The organism is Streptomyces diversicolor, assembly GCF_057537855.1.
This window is the reverse complement of sequence record NZ_BAAJXA010000019.1, coordinates 1-19,081: the sequence shown is the minus strand read 5'-3', so window position 1 is coordinate 19,081 and position 19,081 is coordinate 1. Positions and strand designations below refer to the sequence as shown.

13 protein-coding genes are annotated in these 19,081 nt (G+C 73.4%); 3 read left to right on the top strand and 10 right to left on the bottom strand.

Annotated features, from left to right (window positions below; all coding sequences use genetic code 11):
* Positions 1-216: 216 nt before the first annotated feature.
* Positions 217-1,017 (bottom strand): lipoyl(octanoyl) transferase LipB, encoded by an 801-nt coding sequence (lipB, locus tag AC27LF_RS22860; RefSeq protein ID WP_479658147.1) that lies wholly within the window; start codon positions 1,015-1,017, stop codon positions 217-219.
* 237 nt (positions 1,018-1,254) lie between these two features.
* Here lipB and AC27LF_RS22855 point away from each other — a divergent pair, with 237 nt between their 5' ends.
* Entirely contained in the window at positions 1,255-2,736 is a 1,482-nt protein-coding gene (locus AC27LF_RS22855; RefSeq protein ID WP_479658148.1) for an NsdA family TPR-like regulatory protein, read from the top strand.
* A gap of 122 nt (positions 2,737-2,858) precedes the next feature.
* Here AC27LF_RS22855 and AC27LF_RS22850 read toward each other — a convergent pair whose 3' ends face one another.
* Complete coding sequence (locus tag AC27LF_RS22850) at positions 2,859-4,214, bottom strand: NAD(P)/FAD-dependent oxidoreductase (protein ID WP_479658149.1); 1,356 nt, start codon at positions 4,212-4,214, stop codon at positions 2,859-2,861.
* A gap of 163 nt (positions 4,215-4,377) precedes the next feature.
* A complete protein-coding gene (locus AC27LF_RS22845; protein WP_479658150.1) occupies positions 4,378-5,271 on the bottom strand; it encodes a TIGR01777 family oxidoreductase in 894 nt (297 codons plus the stop codon).
* A gap of 71 nt (positions 5,272-5,342) precedes the next feature.
* Here AC27LF_RS22845 and AC27LF_RS22840 point away from each other — a divergent pair, with 71 nt between their 5' ends.
* Complete coding sequence (locus tag AC27LF_RS22840; protein WP_479658151.1) at positions 5,343-5,831, top strand: GNAT family N-acetyltransferase; 489 nt, start codon at positions 5,343-5,345, stop codon at positions 5,829-5,831.
* A 192-nt stretch (positions 5,832-6,023) separates the two neighbouring features.
* On the opposite strand, the gene AC27LF_RS22835 is transcribed toward AC27LF_RS22840, so the two are convergent.
* Positions 6,024-7,208 (bottom strand): MarP family serine protease, encoded by a 1,185-nt coding sequence (locus AC27LF_RS22835; protein ID WP_479658152.1) that lies wholly within the window; start codon positions 7,206-7,208, stop codon positions 6,024-6,026.
* 233 nt (positions 7,209-7,441) lie between these two features.
* Here AC27LF_RS22835 and AC27LF_RS22830 point away from each other — a divergent pair, with 233 nt between their 5' ends.
* A complete protein-coding gene (locus AC27LF_RS22830) occupies positions 7,442-8,197 on the top strand; it encodes a peptidoglycan recognition protein family protein (RefSeq protein WP_479658153.1) in 756 nt (251 codons plus the stop codon).
* A gap of 368 nt (positions 8,198-8,565) precedes the next feature.
* On the opposite strand, the gene AC27LF_RS22825 is transcribed toward AC27LF_RS22830, so the two are convergent.
* The 6 genes from AC27LF_RS22825 to lpdA form a co-directional block, all read right to left on the bottom strand.
* Positions 8,566-9,084, bottom strand: a complete 519-nt coding sequence (locus AC27LF_RS22825) for a DUF4240 domain-containing protein (protein ID WP_479658163.1) — start codon at positions 9,082-9,084, stop codon at positions 8,566-8,568.
* A 58-nt stretch (positions 9,085-9,142) separates the two neighbouring features.
* Complete coding sequence (locus tag AC27LF_RS22820) at positions 9,143-10,117, bottom strand: helix-turn-helix transcriptional regulator (protein WP_479658154.1); 975 nt, start codon at positions 10,115-10,117, stop codon at positions 9,143-9,145.
* Between the two features lie 107 nt (positions 10,118-10,224).
* A complete protein-coding gene (gene aceE, locus AC27LF_RS22815; protein WP_479658155.1) occupies positions 10,225-12,927 on the bottom strand; it encodes a pyruvate dehydrogenase (acetyl-transferring), homodimeric type in 2,703 nt (900 codons plus the stop codon).
* Positions 12,928-13,271: 344 nt separating this feature from the next.
* Positions 13,272-13,895 carry a GntR family transcriptional regulator gene (locus AC27LF_RS22810; protein WP_479658156.1) on the bottom strand — a complete coding sequence of 208 codons (624 nt, stop codon included), beginning with the start codon at positions 13,893-13,895 and terminating at the stop codon, positions 13,272-13,274.
* Positions 13,896-15,567: 1,672 nt separating this feature from the next.
* A complete protein-coding gene (gene sucB / locus AC27LF_RS22805; RefSeq protein ID WP_479658157.1) occupies positions 15,568-17,385 on the bottom strand; it encodes a 2-oxoglutarate dehydrogenase, E2 component, dihydrolipoamide succinyltransferase in 1,818 nt (605 codons plus the stop codon).
* Between the two features lie 61 nt (positions 17,386-17,446).
* A complete protein-coding gene (gene lpdA, locus AC27LF_RS22800) occupies positions 17,447-18,835 on the bottom strand; it encodes a dihydrolipoyl dehydrogenase (RefSeq protein ID WP_479658158.1) in 1,389 nt (462 codons plus the stop codon).
* Positions 18,836-19,081 lie beyond the last annotated feature (246 nt).

The following is a 19,081-nucleotide window of genomic DNA, read 5'->3' as shown; positions in this document are numbered from 1 at the left end:
GGCCATGCCGCCCAGGGGCGGCCGGGCTGCGGGCACCGCCTTGTCGTCCAGAGCCGGACGGGCCGGTGGTGCCGAGCCCGAGTCGCCCAGAGCCGGACTGGCTGTGGCGCCGAGGTCGTGTCGTCCGAGGTCGACCAGGCTGGGGGTGCCGAGGCCGTGTCGTACGGGGGTGGCCGGGGCGTTGGCGTCGCCGGGGCATGCCTTCGGGGGGCCGGCTCATGCCGCCGGCCTGCGTTCGATGTCGCGGGGTTTGAGGTCCGCGTTCTCCAGGATGTCCCTGAGGTGGCGCTCGACCGTCGGCAGGACCTCGTCGACCGTGATGTCGCGGCCCAGCTCCGCGGCGAGCGAGGTGACACCCGCGTCCCGGATGCCGCACGGGATGATCCGGTCGAACCAGGCGTTGTCGGGGTTCACGTTGAAGGAGAAGCCGTGCATCGTGACGCCCTTGGCGACGCGGATGCCGATCGCGGCGATCTTGCGGTCCTCGCGCCGCTGGCCGGCGTTGGACGGGGCGTACTCGGGGCCGTTGAGGCGGGGGTCGAACTCCTCGTCGTGCAGGCGCGGGTCGAAGTCCAGGGACAGCCCCCCGATCGCCGGGCGCCGTTCGACCGGGTCGCCGAGGACCCACACCCCGCTGCGGCCCTCGACCCGGGTGGTCTCCAGGCCGTACTCCGCGCAGGTGCGGATCAGCGCCTCCTCCAGGCGCCGCACATGTGCGACGACGTCGACCGGGCGCGGGAGCTTCTGGATCGGGTAGCCGACGAGCTGGCCGGGGCCGTGCCAGGTGATCTTGCCGCCGCGGTCCACGTCGACGACCGGCGTGCCGTCGAGCGGCCGTTCGCTGTCCTCGGTGCGCCGGCCCGCGGTGTAGACGGGCGGGTGCTCCAGCAGCAGAACGGTGTCGGGGACCTCGTCGGCGAACCGCGCCGCGTGCACCCGGCGCTGCTCGTCCCACGCCTCCTGGTACTCGACGGCGTCCGCGCCGAACCCCATGCGGACGAACCGCAACTCACTCACGGCAAGCGCCTCCCTAGGGCGAAGGGTGTGTCAGGCACGTAACGCGCCCAAGCCACTGTACGTCCGGCCGTCACGCGTCAGCCTCGCGGTCCCTCCTCACACGATGGAATGAATGAGCGTCGAGATGTGCGAGTCGCTGCTCACTCTCCGCTACATTCGCGCCGTTCATGAGGCCATAAGGGCTGCTCACAGGCAATCCGGGCATGTCGGCCCGGGAGGCAGGAGACCGTACCGCATATGACGGAACGACCCGCGCAGCGCACTCCCAACCGCCAGCTCGCCGCGCTCATCGCGGAAGCGGGGTTCTCCAACGCGGGTCTGGCCCGCCGCGTGGACCAGCTCGGTCTGGAGCACGGACTGGACCTCAGATACGACAAGACGTCGGTGACCAGATGGCTTCGGGGGCAGCAGCCGCGGGGCACCACGCCCGCCCTGATCGCGGAGGTCTTCACCCGCCGGCTCGGCCGCCGGCTCACCGCCCAGGACCTCGGCCTGGACGCCTGCGCCCCGGTCTACGCCGGGCTGGAGTTCGCGGCCAGCCCCGAGGAGGCCGTCGACATCGTCAGCGGGCTGTGGCGCAAGGACTCCGGCAGCCACGCCGAGCTGCGCAAGATCGCGTTCACCGCGGCGGGGCTCGTGGTGCCCAGCCGGGACTGGCTGATCGGCCGGGCCGACGACAGGGTGGCCCGCAGCGAGCCCGTCCCCCGGGTGCCCGCGCAGGGCGGCCCCCTGTCGGCGCCGCGGCCCGCGGCCCCCGCCCCGCGGCCGGCGCACATCCCGCCGCGTCCGCGCGGCCAGGCCGACCACGGGATCCCGCACAAGGTGACCGGCGGTGACATCGCCGCGCTGCGCTCCGTCTGCGACCTGTTCCGGGCCCTCGACCACCAGTACGGCGGCGGCCACGCCCGGCAGGCCCTGGTGCGCTATCTGGAGCACGAGTGCGAGCCGATGCTGCGCGGCGTCTACGGCGAGCAGACCGGCCGCCGGCTGTTCGCCGCCGCGGCCGATCTCACCCGGCTCGTCGGCTGGACGTCGTACGACATCGCCGCGCACGGACTGGCCCAGCGCTACTTCGTGCAGGCGCTGCGGCTCGCCCAGGTGGCGGGGGACCGGGCGTACGGCTCGTATGTGCTGATCACCATGAGCCGCCAGGCCGTCTACCTCGGGCACGGGCGGGAGGCCGTCCAGCTGGCGCGGGTGGCCCAGCAGGGGGTCGGGACCGGCGCCCCGCCGGTGGTGCAGGCCCTGCTGCACGCCGTCGAGGCACGTGCGCACGGCGTGCTCGGCGAGGTGCGGGCGTGCACCGGCGCACTGGTGCGGGCCGAACGCGCCCTGGAGGCGGCCCGGCCCGGTGACGAGGTGCCGCACTGGGCGCGGTTCTTCGACGAGGCGCAGCTCGCCGACGAGTTCGGGCACTGCCACCGGGACCTCCAGCAGTACCGGGCCGCCGCCCAGCACGCCGAACGCTCCCTGCAACTGCGCGCCCCGGCGTACGCCCGCAGCCGGCTGTTCAGCCGGGTCGTCCTCGCCACCGCCCGCCTCGGCCTCGGCGAACTCGACCAGGCGTGCGCGCTGGGCGCGGAGGCGGCCGGGCAGGCCACGGAGATGCGTTCGGTGCGCGCGCTGGAGTACGTCAGGGACTTCGAGCGGCGGTTGGAGCCGTACCGGGACGCCGCGCCGGTACGCGGGTACCGCGACAAGGTCGCGGCGCTCGGTTGAGCCTGCCTGCGCCCAAGGGCTCGGGGGGTTCGGTGGTTGGGCGGGTGCGGGTTCGTTGTGGTTGGTCGCGCAGTTCCCCGCGCCCCTTCGGGGGCGCCTGGTCGGGCCGTTCCCTGCGGGGGTCAGGCTGCTTTCCGGATGGCGGGGAGTGGGTCCGCTCGGTGTATTGAGCCGGTCGCGCCCAGGTCCGCCAGGATCGCCGCGGCGGCGCGGCCCGCGGAGTGCAGCGCGCCCTGGACGGTGCTGGTGTCGCGGTGGTCGCCGCATACGTACAGGCCCGCCAGCAGCCGCACCGGGCGGCGCAGATCGTGCGGCGGGCGCATCGCGGGCACCGCCTCGGGGGTGTGGTGCACGGCCAGGGTCTCCCAGCGGTGCGTCGAGATGCCGTAGAGCCGGGACAGATGCATGCGTACGGCCGTGTCGACGCCCTCCGGTGGAGCGCCCAGGACCGTAGAGGAGACCAGGGCACGGCCCGCGGGCGCGCGGCTCGGGTCGACCTCGCTGACCACCGCGGTGTGCGCGACCGGGCCGCCGCGGTCGGCGTCGAGCAGCAGCGAGGCGCCCGTCGCCGGGGGCTCGTCCGTCGTGTGGTGCACCACGGTCACCGGGTGGAAGTCCGGCACCCGCAGCCCCGGCAGCAGCTCCGCGGCGGCGCGCGCGTCGGTCGCCAGCAGGACCGCACGGCAGCGGATCTCGCCGTGCTCCGCGGTGGTCACCGAGGTCGTGGAGACAGAGGTGACCCGGACCCCGGTGTGCACCGTGCCGGGCGGCAGCGCGCCGGCCAGCAGCTCCGGCAGCGCCTCGGCCCCGCCCTCCGGCACGCACAGCCGGCCGCCCGCGAACGAGCGCAGCGCGAGGTCGGCGCACCGGCTGGACGTGGTCAGCTCCGGGTCGCACAGCAGGGCGGCGAGCAGCGGGCGCAGAAAGCCGTCGACCGTGCGGGCGGGCGTGCCGCGGGCCACGAGGGCCTGGGCCGCGGGGAGTTCGGGGCGGGCCAGCAGGCGCTCGACGGGGGTCGTGGCGAACCGGCCGAGCAGGGCGCGCAGCCGCAGGGGCGCGCCGATGTCGAGGGAGCGGGCGCCCGGCCGTGCGGAGGGCGCGGCCGAGCCCCTGGGGGCGCCCGCCAAGGCGCGCACGGCATGGAGTGCGCCCCTTGCGCTCCCCGCGCCCGCCGGGGCGCCCGCGCGTTGCCGACGCCCGTCGTGGTGCAGCAGTACACCCGGCGCGAAGGCGCGCAGGACGAGGGCGTCGAGCCCGGGCGTCAGGCGCAGTTCGGGATACGACGTGGACAGGAGCCGTCCGATCCGGTCGAGCCGGAAACCGTCGACCTTCTCCGTCGACATGCGGCCGCCGACCCAAGGGGCGGCTTCCAGGACCACGGTCGTCACACCTGCGCTGGTGAGGCGACGGGCCGCCGACAGACCGGCGATCCCGGCTCCCACGACGACGACGTCCGCCTGGTACACGGGCTCAAGCACGAGGCTCCTCCTCGACGTTGCGCGGCCGGTGGGGGCCTCGTGCCCCCGACAGGCAGCAGGAATACCCGAGTTCGGGTCGAGAGTAGGGCCGCGATGGGTCAAGGACAGTCGCGCATCGACAGGGCACGGTCGCACGACGGTCGCATACGGTCACAGAAGTTCGTCACGCGGCACGGATGGCGTCCTCGATCCCGGGGAACGCAAAGGCGAACCCCGACTCCAACAGCCGCTCGGGCGCCACCCGCTGACTGCCCAGCACATCTCCGGCCAGCTCGCCCAGCACCGCCCGCAGCACGGGGGCCGGCACCGCGAACAGCGCCGGCCGGCGCAGCACCCGGCCCATGGCCGCGGTGATCTCACGGTTCGTCAGCGGGTGCGGAGCGGTCAGATTCACCGGGCCGGACAGCTCCTCGGTGTCGATGAGATGACGCAGCGCGGCGACCGTGTCGTGCAGCGCGATGAACGACCAGTACTGCCGCCCGTCGCCGAGCCGCCCCCCGAGCCCGGCCCGGAACAGCGGGAACAGCCGCCCGAAGGCGCCGCCCCGGCGGCTCACCACCAGCCCCGTGCGCGCGAGCACCGTCCGGATCCCGGCTTGCCGCGCGGGCCCCGTCGCCGCCTCCCAGGCCACGCACAGGGACGGCAGGAAGCCTTCCCCTGGCGGCGCCCCCTCGTCCACGGCCCGGCTCCCGGTCGTGCCGTAGTAGCCGATCGCGCTGCCGTTCACGAACACCCGCGGCGGCTCATCCAGCGCCGCCACGGCCCGCGCCAGCGTCTCCGTGCCCAGCACCCGGCTGTCCCGGATCCGCCGCTTGTAGGCGTCCGTCCACCGGTGGTCGCCCACCCCGGCGCCCGCCAGGTTGACCACGGCGGCGCAGCCGGCCAGCCCGGCCGCGTCCACGGACCGCCGCTCCGGGTCCCAGCGGACCTCACCGGGACCGGCGGGCGCGCGCCGCACCAGCCGCACCACCTCGTACCCGTCCGCCGTCAGGGACCGCACCAGGGCACCGCCGATGAGACCGGACGCCCCGGCCACCGCGATGCGCGAACGCTCCATGCCCCCATCCTGCCCGGTGCCCGCCGCGAAACCCGGGGCGACGTTCCGCCGCCCGGCCTACAGTGACCGCCATGCCCGAACCGTACATACGCCGCGCCACCCCCGAGGACGAGGAGGCGCTGAGCCTCCTCGACCGGGCCACCTGGTCACCGCTGCACGCCGTGCAGCCGCGGCCCCAGCCGCCCTACCCGCCGTTCTTCACCGAGCGCTGCGGACCCGAGGACCATCTCGTCGCGGAACTCGACGGCGTCCTCGTCGGCTACATCCGGCTCGCCCCGCCCACCTCACTGGCCTGCAACGCGCACGTCCGCCAGATCCAGGGGCTGGCCGTCGCCGACGCGGCACGCGGCGCCGGTGTCGGCCGGGCGCTGCTGCGGGCCGTGCAGGACGAGGCGCGGCGGCGCGGCGCCCGCCGCATCACCCTGCGCGTCCTCGGGCACAACACGCCCGCCCGGCGGCTCTACGAGTCCGAGGGCTTCGCCGTCGAAGGGGTGCTGCCCGCGGAGTTCCTGCTGGCAGGCGAGTACGTCGACGACGTACTCATGGGCCGCCCGCTGTGAGCCGCACGAACGGACCGACCCGCCCCGGCGCCGGGGCGGCCGGCGGGGTTCGGTAATCCGTCGTCGGTCGGCTGCGGCGCCGTCGTGGCTGGTCGCGCCGTTCCCCGCGCCCCTTCGTGGCGCCACCCCGCCGTCACCGGCGGCCTTGCCCAGGTAGGCCGACGGCGCCTCGGCCCACATGTCGCCGCGGCCTCACGAACTGACCAGAGCGCCCGTGCTCACCGGTGTCGTCGCGGTCGCCGCGCGCCGGGCGTCGCCCGCCACCTCGTCCGCCGTCAGTACATAGCCCGTCTCGGTGTCCGAGGTGGAGCGCGCGAAGACCACGCCGAAGACCCGGCCGTCGGTGGTCAGCAGCGGACCGCCGGAGTTGCCGGGGCGCACCGTCGAGCGGATCGAGTAGATCTCACGGGTGACCGTGGCGTCGTTGTAGATGTTCTGGCCCGTCGCCCGGATCCGGTTCGCCACGGTGGCCGCCTGGAGGTCGAGGCCGCCGTCCTGCGGATAGCCCGCGACCACCGCAGGCTCGCCGCGCCGCGCGCCGTCGTCGAAGTTCAGCGCGGGCGCGCTCAGCCGCGGCACGTACAGCACCGCCACGTCCTTCTGCGGGTCGAACAGCACCACCCGGGACGTGTACACCGGCCCGACACCTCCCACCCGCACGCTCGGATTGTCGATGCCCGCCACCACGTGCGCGTTCGTCATCACGTGCCGCGGCGCGTACACGAATCCGCTGCCCTCGCGGCCCTGGCTGCCCGAGACGCCCTCGATCTTCACCGTGCTCGTCCGCGCGGCGTTCAGGGCGCCCGCCGTGACGCTGTCGCCGGACGGCCGGGCGACCTCGGCCGTCGACTCGTTCTCGAACGGGTTGAACACCTGCGGGAAACCCGCCTCGGTGAGCGCGGACGTGGCCCGCGAGAACCACGCGGGCGTGGTGTCCGGCATCGCGTTCTGCACCGCGCCCAGCACCGCCGAGTTCCGGATCGCGGATGTCACCAGCGGCGACGACGACGCGCCCAGCACGCTCGCCGCCACCCACGCCACGATCAGCACCGCCGCCGCGTTGGCCGCCGCGCCGCCCAGCCCGTCGGCCGCCCGCAGCGGCCCCCGGTCCAGCTCGCGTCGCAGCCGCAGCGCCAGCCGGCCCGCCAGTTCGTGCCCCACCGCCGCCGGAACGAGCACCGTCAGCACGGCGGTCACCGTCGCCGCGGTCGTCCCGCGCGTGACCAGGTCCATCACCCACGGCAGGATCCACACCCCGACGATCGCGCCGCCCACGAAACCGGCCAGCGAGACGCAGCCCGCCACCAGACCGCGCCGGTAGCCGGACGCCGCGTACAGGAGAACCACCAGCACAAGCAGCACATCGAGCAGGTCCACGGAGCCGCCTTTCTCTCGGACCCCTTATACGGGCGGAACGCTCCCGGTGATCAGTCCCGCGCCGGGGACGGGCCGGAACCCGCCACGTCCGCGTGTACCCACAAAAACGCCGCGGACCGGGATGATGGTTCCACCGGGTGGCACAGCACACATCGCGGACGTGCCACAAGCAACCCACAGTGAGGAACATGTGGGTCATCACAAGAACGCGGTGGCGGACCCGGCGACGACGCGTGCCCCGGACCGTCCTGGCGCTCGCCGCCTGTCTGCCCGGCCTCGCCGCCGGCCTCACGATGCTGCTGTGCGCCCGCGGCGTGCAGGGCCCCGTGGCGGTGCCGCCGCGGCCCGCGGCGCCGCGCAGCGCGTCGCCCTACCAGGCCGCCCAGCCCCCCATCCGCCCGCGCTCCGCCTGGCTGGACGCCACCGTGCGGCGCACCCAGCCGCCCCCGCGCTACGACGACGCGGTCGTCGCCGTCTTCGTCCACCACACCGACTCGCCCAACGACTACACCTGCGCCAAGACGCCCGAGGTGATCCGCCGCCTGTACGCGGGGCAGACCACCGGCCGCCACTGGGACGACATCGGCTACAACTTCCTCGTCGACCGCTGCGGCACCATCTACGAGGGCCGCGCGGGCGGCATCGAACGCGCCGTCACCGGCGCCCACGCCCAGGGCTTCAACCACCGCACCGCGGGCATCGCCGCCATCGGCACCTTCACCGCGGGCATCCCCGTGCCGCGCGCCATGACCGACGCGATCGCCGCCCTGACCGCCTGGAAGCTGGGCCTGGCCGGCGTCGATCCACGGGCCGTCACCCGCCTGGTGTCCAGCAACGCCCGCAGCCGCTACCCGGTCGGCGCCGTCGCCGCCCTGCCGGCCGTCTCCGGCCACGACGCCGGCTTCCAGACCAACTGCCCCGGCGCAGCCCTGACCGCCCAGCTCCCCGCCATCAGAACCACGGCAGCCCACCTACAAGGCCGCCGCTGACCCCGCCCCACACGTGCCGCTTTCCGAACACCGCACCACCCACGCCGGCGCAGGCGCCCCAAAGGGGCGCGGGGAACGGCCCGATCAACCACGACGGCGGGTCAGCCGACAGACGGCAGAGTCCCCCGGAGGGGGCGCGGGGAACTGCGCGAACAACCACGACGGCGGGTCAGCCGACAGACGGCAGAGTCCCCCGGAGGGGGCGCGGGGAACTGCGCGAACAACCACGACGGCGGGCCAGCCAACAACCGGCAGACGCCCCGCAGGGGGCCGCGGGGAACGGCGCGAACAACCACCACGGCGGGCCAGCCGACAACCGCCAGACGCCCCGCAGGGGGCTGGCCGACAACTGACGGGCCCCCCGAAGGTCAGGCCCGGAACCGACTCCACAGCTTGGGATAACGCTGCGCGAGCACCCGCTCGTTCTCGAAGTCGAGCGGCGTGCCCTCCGGCTCGGCGGGCGCGGGTGCCACCCCCAGGTCCGGGGCCACGGTGCCGGTGAGCTGCTCGTACGCCTCGTCCGCCGCGTAGCCCAGTTCCTCGCCGTCGCCGTCGATCTCCTCGTCGAAGTCCTCCAGCAGATCGGCCAGCGAGTCAGGGTCGTGCAGGGCGCCCTCGAAGACGTCCCGGCCCTGCCCGATCAGCCAGCAGCGGAAGAAGTCGAACGCGTCGTCGCTCGCCCCGTCCAGCAGCACCCAGGCCGCGCCCCACAGGTCCCAGCGGTAGGCACGGTTGTAGCGGGACTCGAAGTGACGGGCGAAGTCCAGCACCGCCTCCGGGTCGAGCCGGCCAAGCCGTTCCACGAGCAGGTCCGCCTGGTCCTCCGGGTCGCCCTCGGCGGCCTCGCGGGCGGCGTCCACCAGCTCCCAGAACTCCGTCTCGTCCATCACGGGTCCAGCATCGGGCCTGCGCGGGCGGGACGCACGCGGAGTGCCCGCGGAACCGTCAGCTCCGGTACAGCCGGTACAGCCGGGCGGCGTCCCGCGCGAACCGCTCCCGCAGCGCCGCGGGCGCCAGCACCTCGACCTCCGGGCCGAGCGCGGTGAGCTGCGTGTACGCGACCTCCTCGGACTCCACCGGCAGGGTCGCCGTCACCCACCCGTCGGCGTCCGCCTCGCCCGCGGACCGCAGCCCCTCCCGCGCGCAGAGCGGATCGACGGCGTACCCGAGCCGCCGCACCCCCTGCGCGGACAGCCGCACGACGACCTCGGTGCGCAGCAGCGACCTGGCGAACCGCTCCGCCTGGGCCGCCCAGAAGCCGGGCAGGTCGAACTCCTCGTCCCGGGCGAACCGGGGGCCCGGCCCGCCGACGGCCGTGAACCGGTCCACCCGGTACGTCCGGAACGCGTCCGCGTCCGGCACCCGCGCGCACAGATACCAGGCGCCGGCCTTCAACACCAGCCCGTACGGCTCCAGCGTGCGCTCCACCTCGGCCTCACCGCGGCGGTAGCGGGCGGTGAGACAGCGGTCGTCCCAGACCGCTTCGGCGACCGCGGGCAGCAGTTCGGGCGTCTCCGGCTCCCGGAACCAGCCGGGCGCGTCCAGATGGAACCGCTGCGCGGCCGTCCGCGGGGCGTCCCGCACCGAGGGCAGCAGCGCGGCGGACACCTTCAGCCGCGCCGCCGAGGCCGCGTCCTCAAGCCCCATGTCGCGCAGCGCCCCCGGCACCCCGCTCAGGAACAGCGCCTCGGCCTCGCCGCGCGCCAGCCCCGTCAGCCGCGTCCGGTACCCGCCGATCAGCCGGTACCCGCCGGCCCGCCCCCGGTCCGCGTACACCGGGATCCCCGCCTCCGACAGGGCCTGCGCGTCCCGGGTGACGGTCCGCTCCGACACCTCCAGTTCCTTGGCGAGTTCGGCGGCGGTCATCGAGGGCCGGGACTGCAGCAGCAGCACCATCTTGATCAGCCGGGCAGCACGCATCCCCCCATCATGCCGCCCCCCTCCGACAACGGGCCCGTACGGCCGCGCCCCCGGTGACGGCCCCCGGTGCGGCGGGGCCGTCACCGGGGGCACGGTGACCGGTGTTCCTACAGCCCGTACCGCTCGCGGGCCTCCTTCACCGAGGTGGTCTTCACCTCGCCGCGCCGGGCGAGATGGGCCAGCGCCGCGACGACGATCGACTCCGCGTCGACGCCGAAGTGCCGGCGGGCGGCCGGCCGGGTGTCCGACAGACCGAAGCCGTCGGTGCCCAGCGAGGAGTAGTCCTGCTCCACCCACTGCGCGATCTGGTCCGGCACCTGACGCATGTAGTCGGAGACCGCGAGCACCGGGCCCTCGGCGCCCTGTAGCGCCCGACGGACGTACGGCACCCGGTCCTCGCCGCGCAGCAGCGCCGCGTCGGCCTCCATCGCGTCCCGCCGCAGCTCCGTCCAGGACGTCGCCGACCAGACGTCGGCCGCCACCCCCCACTCCTCGGCGAGCAGCTTCTGCGCGGCCAGCGCCCAGTGGATGGCCGTACCCGAACCCAGCAGCTGGATCCGCGGGGCGTTGGCGGCCGGGGCGAGCCCCGCCGACTCCGCCGTGTTGAAGCGGTACAGGCCCTTGACGATGCCCTCGTCGACACCGGCCGCGGACGGCTTGGCCGGCTGCGGCAGCGGCTCGTTGTAGACGGTCAGGTAGTAGAAGACGTTCGGGTCCTCGCCCGGCGCGGCCTGGCCGTACATCCGGCGCAGACCGTCCTTGACGATCGTCGCGATCTCGTACGCGAACGCCGGGTCGTACGTCAGCGCCGCCGGGTTGGTCGCGGCGATGACGGGGGAGTGGCCGTCGGCGTGCTGTAGGCCCTCACCGGTCAGCGTGGTCCGGCCGGCCGTGGCACCGACCAGGAAGCCGCGGCCGAGCTGGTCGCCGAGCTGCCACATCTGGTCGGCCGTGCGCTGCCAGCCGAACATCGAGTAGAAGATGTAGAACGGGATCATCGCCTCGCCGTGCGTCGCGTACGACGTCGAAGCGGCGATGAAGTCGGCCATCGAACCGGCCTCGGTGATCCCCTCGTTGAGGATCTGGCCGTTCTGGGCCTCCTTGTAGTACATCAGCTGGTCGCGGTCGACCGGCTCGTACGTCTGCCCCTTGGGCGAGTAGATGCCGAGCGACGGGAACAGCGACTCCATGCCGAAGGTGCGCGCCTCGTCCGGCACGATCGGCACCCAGCGCCTGCCGGTCTCCTTGTCCCGGACCAGGTCCTTGACCAGCCGGACGAACGCCATGGTGGTCGCCACGCTCTGCGTGCCGGAGCCCTTGTCGAAGGCGGCGAAGGACTTGTCGGCGGGCGCGGGCAGCGGGGCGAGCGGGTGCACGCGGCGGGCCGGGGCCGGGCCGCCGAGCGCCGCGCGCCGCTCCTGGAGGTAGCGCACCTCGGGGGAGTCGGCGCCCGGGTGGCCGTAGGGCACCTGGCCGTCGGCGAAGGCGCTGTCCGGGATCGGCAGCTCCAGCAGGTCGCGCATCGTCCTGAACTCGTCCACCGTCAGCTTCTTCATCTGGTGGTTGGCGTTCTTCGACGCGAAGCCCTCGCCGAGGGTGAAGCCCTTGACGGTCTGGGCCAGGATGACGGTCGGAGCGCCCTTGTGCGCGAGGGCCGCCCGGTAGGCCGCGTAGACCTTGCGGGCCTCGTGACCACCGCGGGAGAGGTGGAAGCACTCCGTGATCTTGTCGTCGCTCAGCAGCTTCGCCACCTCGACGAGCGCCGGGTCCTTGCCGAAGAAGTCCTCGCGGATGTAGGCGGCGTCGCGGGTCTGGTACGTCTGGACCTGCGCGTCCGGTACCTCGCGCAGCCGGCGTACCAGCGCGCCGGTGGTGTCGAGCGCGAACAGCTCGTCCCAGGCCGAACCCCACAGCGTCTTGACGACGTTCCAGCCGGCGCCGCGGAACTGGGCCTCCAGCTCCTGCACGATCTTGAAGTTGGCGCGCACCGGGCCGTCCAGGCGCTGCAGGTTGCAGTTGATGACGAAGGTGAGGTTGTCCAGTTCCTCACGCGCCGCCAGCGCGATCGCGGCCGTCGACTCGGGCTCGTCCATCTCGCCGTCGCCGAGGAACGCCCACACGTGCGAGGCGGAGACGTCCTTGATGCCGCGCGCCGTCAGATACCGGTTGAAGCGCGCCTGGTAGATCGCGGACAGCGGGCCCAGGCCCATCGACACCGTGGGGAACTCCCACAGCCAGGGCAGGCGGCGCGGGTGCGGGTAGGACGGCAGGCCGTTGCCGCCTGCCTCCTGGCGGAAGTTGTCGAGATGCGTCTCGTCGAGCCGGCCGTCGAGGAAGGCGCGGGCGTAGATGCCGGGGGAGGCGTGGCCCTGGACGTACAGCTGGTCGCCGGAGCCGTCGCCCTCCTTGCCGTGGAAGAAGTGGTTGAAGCCGGTCTCGTACAGCCAGGCGGCGGAGGCGAAGGTGGCGATGTGGCCGCCGACGCCGTGCTTGCTGCCCCGGGTCACCATCGCCGCCGCGTTCCAGCGGTTCCAGGCGGTGATCCGCGCCTCCATGGCCTCGTCGCCGGGTACGGCCGGCTCGGCGGAGGTGGGGATGGTGTTGACGTAGTCGGTTTCGAGGAGCTTCGGCAGCGCGACACCGGCCGCCTCGGCGCGCTCCAGCGTGCGGCGCATCAGGTACGCGGCGCGGTGCGGCCCGGCCTCCCTGGTGACGGCGTCGAGCGAGGCCCGCCACTCGGCGGTCTCCTCGGGGTCGCGGTCCGGGAGCTGGTCGAGCGCGCTCGGCTGGATGGCGTTGGGGTCGGTCATGTCGCCGCCTTCCTCAGTCGAAGGGGGTTCCCTCATCGGTAAGGGTTCAGAGGTGCCCTTGGTCTTTGGCAGGACAGGGCTTGGACTCGGGTGGTAGTCCGTCGGCGACTGTAACTCGCTGATCGATGATCGATCAAAGGGTTGACGGGCAAAACCTCTCGATTCCGAGAAACTAGGCACGGGGTGCCTCCGGCGGTGGCACCGGGTGACGGCAGTTGGCCGGTGTTGTCGCAGGTGAGGCGGGGTTTTTTGGGCGGTGTTGCGGCAGTGCCCCGAAGAGGCGCAACGGGAACTGCGCGACCACGTCTGGCGTCCGCGCATCGTCGTGGCACACCGCGGGATGCTCACGCGCGGGGGGCGCAGCCCAGGACGTGGGCCTTCACCAGCTCCGCGATGAGCGGGTCCCGTCTCTTGAACGCGGCCACCAGATCCTCGTGTTCCTCGGCGTACGACTGCTGCACGGTGCCCAGCCAGCGGATCGACAGCGCCGTGAACACCTCGATGCCCAGGCCCTCCCACGTGTGCAGGAGCACCGAGTTGCCCGCCGCGCGTACCAGCTCGCGGTGGAAGGCCACGGTGTGCCGCACCTGGGCCGTGCCGTCGGACCTTCGGTCGGCCTCGTACAGGGCGGCGACATGCGGCTCCAGCGCCGAGCAGTCACGGGCCAGCCGCTCGGCCGCCAGCTCCGCCGCGATCGCCTCAAGACCGGCCCGCACCGGGTAGCTCTCCTCCAGGTCGGCCGCGGTCAGATTGCGCACGCGTACGCCCTTGTTGGGCGCCGACTCGATCAGCCGCAGTGACTCCAGCTCCCGCAGGGCCTCCCGTACGGGGGTCTGGCTGACCTCAAGCTCGGTCGCGATCCGCCGCTCCACGATCCGCTCGCCCGGCTTCCAGCGCCCGCTGACGATTCCCTCCACGATGTGCTCGCGGATCTGTTCGCGCAGCGAGTGGACGACGGGCGCGGTCATGACGGCTCCTTAAGGAGGGGCCGCCCATCGGCCCCCGGGGGCATTGACGTTTAGACAATACGGCCGGTTCGCTCCGCGGGTAGGGCGTGTGGGGGCGCTTTCGTGCAGGTGAGACGAGACTTACAGTCTGGTTTTTGGCCGGGGGGCCTTGGGGGGTGGGGGGTGCTGTCCGCGTGCCCGCGCGGGTTGTTCTCGGCCGGTCGCGCAGTTCCCCGCGCGGGTTGTTCTCGGCCGGTCGCGCAGTTCCCCGCGCCCCTATGGGGGTGGTGCGGGTGCGTTGTCCGGTGCGGGTCGGTTGTGGCTGGTCGCGCAGTTCCCCGCGCCCCTGGGGGTGGGTGGTGCTGGTGGGTTGTTTGGTGCGGGTTGGTTGTGGCTGGTTGCGCAGTTCCCCGCGCCCCTGGCTGATGGCTGGGGTGCGTTGTTTGGCGCGGGTCGGTTGTGGCTGGTTGCGCAGTTCCCCGGGCCCTGGCTGATGGCTGGGGTGCGTTGTCCGGTGCGGGTCGGTTGTGGCTGGCCGCGCAGTTCCCCGCGCCCCTGGCTGATGGCTGGGGTGCGTTGTTTGGTGCGGGTTGCGCAGTTCCTCGCGGCCCTGAGAGCGGATGAGCTGGGGACTTCCCCGAACTTGCTCAGAAACGACACCACACCCCGGAACCCGCACCTCGCCGCGCCCTGTACCCGGTAAGCCCCACCAGCATCGATCCGTATCCCGCCTCGTACCCCGCCGCATCCTGCCGTGACCCGCACGCCGCCGCGACCTGCATCCCGATGTGCGATCCCGCACCCCGCTGCGACGCGCACCCAGCACCGACTCGCTCCCCGCCGCGACCCGCACCCCGGAACCCGCGCCCGCGTCGATCCGTATCCCGCCTTGTACCCCGCCGCATCCTGCCGCGATCCGCACGCCGCCGCGACCTGCGTCCCGATGTGCGATCCCGCACCCCGCTGCGACGCGTATCCCGTATCGACCAGCTCCCCGCCGCGACCCGCACCCCGCGCCCGCGTCGATCCGTATCCCGCCTCGTACCCCGCCGCATCCTGCCGCGATCCGCACGCCGCCGCGACCTGCATCCCGATGCGCGACCCCGCACCCCGCTGCGACGCGCACCCCGTACCGACCAGCTCCCCGCCGCGATCCGCGCCCGGAACCCCCGCCCGCACTGACCCGCTCCCCGTACCGCCTCGCGCGCTGCCGCGACCCGCGCCCCGCCGTGCGACTCCGTGCCGGTCCGTTTCCTGCTGTGATCCGCGCTCGGAAGCCCCGCCCGCACTGGCCCGCTCTCCGTACCGCCTCGCGCGCTGCCGCGACCCGCGCCCCGCCGTGCGACTCCGTGCCGGTCCGTTTCCTGCTGTGATCCGCGCTCGGAAGCCCCGCCCGCACTGGCCCGCTCTCCGTACCGCCTCGCGCGCTGCCGCGACCCGCGCCCCGCCGTGCGACTCCGTGCCGGTCCGTTTCCTGCTGTGATCCGCGCCCGGAACCCCCGGCCCGCACTGACCCGCTCCCCGTACCGCCCCGCGCGCCGTCGCGACCCGCGCCCCCGCACTAACCCGCCGCCCCCCGCACCACCCGCACCCCGGAACCCGCGACCCGCACGTCGTCGCCGTGCGTGTCGTCCGCTTCTGGGTATGACGGTGCCCCCGCCCGGGGGTCGGGCGGGGGCGGGGGGTGGGGGAGTTACAGGCCGAGTTCTACCTCGAACTCGCCCGCTTCCAGGATGGCCTTGACCGTGGTGAGGTAGCGGGCCGCGTCGGCGCCGTCCACCAGGCGGTGGTCGTAGGAGAGGGTCAGGTACGTCATGTCGCGGACGCCGATGACCGTGCCCTCCTCCGTCTCGATGACGGCCGGCCGCTTGACCGTGGCGCCGATACCGAGGATCGCGACCTGGCCCGGCGGCACGATGATCGTGTCGAACAGCGCCCCGCGGGAACCGGTGTTGCTGATGGTGAAGGTCGCACCGGCCAGCTCGTCCGGCGTGATCTTGTTGCCGCGGACCTTGCCGGCCAGGTCGGCCGTGGCCTTGGCGATGCCCGCGATGTTGAGGTCGCCGGCGTTCTTGATGACCGGGGTCATCAGGCCCTTCTCGGAATCCACCGCGATACCGATGTGCTCGGTGTCGAAGTAGGTGATGGTCCCCTCGGCCTCGTTGATCTTGGCGTTGATGACCGGGTGGGCCTTCAGCGCCTGCGCGGCGGCCTTGACGAAGAACGGCATCGGGGAGAGCTTGACGCCCTCGCGCGCCGCGAAGGAGTCCTTCGCCTGGGCACGCAGCCGCATCAGACGGGTGACGTCGACCTCGACGACCGACGACAGCTGCGCCTGCTCGTGCAGCGCCTTGACCATGTTGTCGCCGATGACCTTGCGGATGCGGGGCATCTTGACGGTCTGGCCGCGGAGGGGGGAGACCTCCAGCTTCGGCCCGGCCTTCTGGGCGGCCGGAGCGGCGGCCGGGGCCGGGGCAGCGGCCGCGGCCTTCGCGGCCTCGGCGGCGGCGATGACGTCCTGCTTGCGGATACGGCCGCCGACGCCGGTGCCCTTGACGGTGGCCAGGTCGACGCCGTTCTCGGCGGCGAGCTTGCGCACCAGCGGGGTCACGTAGGCACCCTCGTCGCCGGTGATCGCGGCGGGAGCGGGAGCGGCCGGGGCGGCCGGAGCCGGGGCGGCCGGAGCGGGAGCCGGGGCAGCGGGCTGAACCGCAGCCGGGGCCGGGGCCGCAGGCTGGACCGGAGCCGGAGCCGGAGCCGGAGCCGGGGGAGCCGGCGGGGCGGCGGGGGCCGGGGCCGCGGGGGCGGCCTGCGCGGGCGCAGGGGCGGCGGCCGGGGCCGGGGCGGCCGGTGCGGGGGCGGCGCCCGCGGCGCCGATGACGGCGAGCTTGGCGCCGACCTCGGCGGTCTCGTCCTCGCCCACGACGATCTCCAGCAGCACGCCCGCGGCGGGCGCCGGGATCTCGGTGTCCACCTTGTCCGTGGAGACCTCAAGCAGCGGCTCGTCGGCCTCGACGCTGTCGCCGACCGACTTCAGCCAGCGGGTGACGGTGCCCTCGGTGACGGACTCACCGAGCGCGGGCAGGACCACGTCCGTGCCCTCGGCGCCACCGGCCGGAGCGGCGGAGGGGGCGGCAGCAGGGGCCGCGGCCGGAGCCGGGGCGGCCGGGGCCTCGGCAACCGGGGCCTCGGCGACCGGCGCCGGCGCCGGCTCGGCGGCCGGGGCGGGCGCCGCGGCGGCAGCGGGTGCCGGGGCGGTGGCGGGCGCGCCGGTGCCGTCGTCGATCACGGCCAGTTCGGCGCCGACCTCGACGGTCTCGTCCTCGGCGACCTTGATGGAGGCGAGCACGCCCGCGGCGGGCGAGGGGATCTCGGTGTCCACCTTGTCGGTCGAGACCTCAAGCAATGGCTCGTCGGCCTCGACGCGTTCGCCCTCGGCCTTCAGCCAGCGGGTGACAGTGCCCTCGGTGACGCTCTCGCCGAGCGCCGGAAGGGTTACGGAAACCGCCATGGTTTCGGTTGCTCCTAACGAATTGCGGAAGTCTGTGTCGTCGCGCCCGTGGACCGAAGGCTCAGTCGTGGGAGTGGAGGGGCTTGCCGGCCAGGGCCAGGTGGGCCTCGCCGAGCGCCTCGTTCTGCGTCGGGTGGGCGTGGATGAGCTGGGCCACCTCGGCGGGCAGCGCCTCCCAGTTGTAGATCAGCTGGGCCTCGCCGACCTGCTCGCCCATGCGGTCGCCGACCATGTGGACGCCGACCACGGCACCGTCCTTGACCTGGACGAGCTTGATCTCGCCCGCGGTGTTCAGGATCTTGCTCTTGCCGTTGCCCGCCAGGTTGTACTTCAGAGCGACGACCTTGTCCGCGCCGTAGATCTCCTTGGCCTTGGCCTCGGTGATGCCGACGGAGGCGACCTCCGGGTGGCAGTACGTCACCCGCGGCACACCGTCGTAGTCGATCGGGACGGCCTTCAGACCGGCCAGCCGCTCCGCCACCAGGATGCCCTCGGCGAAACCGACGTGCGCGAGCTGGAGGGTCGGGACGAGGTCACCGACGGCGGAGATGGTGGGGACGTTGGTGCGCATGTACTCGTCGACCAGGACGTAGCCGCGGTCCATGGCGACACCCTGCTCCTCGTAGCCGAGGCCCTGGGAGACCGGGCCGCGGCCGACGGCGACGAGCAGGACCTCGGCCTCGAACTCCTTGCCGTCGGCGAGGGTGACCTTGACCCCGTTCTGGGTGTACTCGGCCTTCTGGAAGAAGGTGCCGAGGTTGAACTTGATGCCGCGCTTGCGGAAGGCGCGCTCAAGGAGCTTGGAGGAGTTCTCGTCCTCGACCGGGACGAGGTGCTTGAGGCCCTCGATGACCGTGACGTCCGAACCGAACGACTTCCACGCCGAGGCGAACTCGACGCCGATGACCCCGCCGCCCAGGATGATCGCGGACTGCGGCACGCGGTCCAGGACGAGGGCGTGGTCGGAGGAGATGATGCGGTTGCCGTCGATCACCAGGCCCGGCAGGGACTTCGGCACGGAACCGGTCGCGAGCAGGACGTGCCGGCCCTGGACGCGCCGGCCGTTCACGTCGACGGAGGTCGGGGAGGACAGTCGGCCCTCACCCTCGATGTAGGTCACCTTGCGGGAGGCGATCAGGCCCTGCAGACCCTTGTACAGACCGGCGATCACGCCGTCCTTGTACTTGTGGACGGCCGGTACGTCGATGCCCTCGAAGGTGGTCTTGACACCGAACTGCTCGCTCTCGCGGGCCTGGTCGGCGATCTCGCCCGCGTGCAGCAGGGCCTTGGTGGGGATGCAACCCCGGTGCAGGCAGGTGCCGCCGACCTTGTCCTTCTCGATCAGGGCGACGTCCAGGCCCAGCTGAGCCCCGCGCAGCGCCGCGGCGTAACCACCGCTGCCACCGCCGAGGATCACTAGGTCGAAAACGGTGCTGGCGTCGTTCGCCACGTCACGTCCTCCATGCATGTGCGCCGTACGCCGGGCCCCTTGGTCCCATCCGGGGGGTTGACCGGTCGGTCGGCTGGTGTCCGGCCGCTCTTTCTTCGGCCCTGTGGTGGGGGCCCTGTCCTGCCGGGCTCCATCTTCGCACCTGCCGAGCACAGACGGGACGCGGGGCCGCGGTGTGAGACACCCCACGCCCCCCAGGCACGCGAGGAACTACGCGAAAGGCGACGACGACCCGCACGCCCTCAG

Excerpts from the sequence above, each read along its gene's own strand:
- aceE (WP_479658155.1), bottom strand. The coding sequence starts at position 12,927 with ATGACCGACCCCAACGCCATCCAGCCGAGCGCGCTCGACCAGCTCCCG.
- AC27LF_RS22840 (WP_479658151.1), top strand. The coding sequence starts at position 5,343 with ATGCCCGAACCGTACATACGCCGCGCCACCCCCGAGGACGAGGAGGCG.
- AC27LF_RS22810 (WP_479658156.1), bottom strand. The coding sequence starts at position 13,895 with ATGACCGCGCCCGTCGTCCACTCGCTGCGCGAACAGATCCGCGAGCAC.
- AC27LF_RS22845 (WP_479658150.1), bottom strand. The coding sequence starts at position 5,271 with ATGGAGCGTTCGCGCATCGCGGTGGCCGGGGCGTCCGGTCTCATCGGC.
- AC27LF_RS22820 (WP_479658154.1), bottom strand. The coding sequence starts at position 10,117 with ATGCGTGCTGCCCGGCTGATCAAGATGGTGCTGCTGCTGCAGTCCCGG.
- AC27LF_RS22855 (WP_479658148.1), top strand. The coding sequence starts at position 1,255 with ATGACGGAACGACCCGCGCAGCGCACTCCCAACCGCCAGCTCGCCGCG.
- sucB (WP_479658157.1), bottom strand. The coding sequence starts at position 17,385 with ATGGCGGTTTCCGTAACCCTTCCGGCGCTCGGCGAGAGCGTCACCGAG.
- AC27LF_RS22825 (WP_479658163.1), bottom strand. The coding sequence starts at position 9,084 with ATGGACGAGACGGAGTTCTGGGAGCTGGTGGACGCCGCCCGCGAGGCC.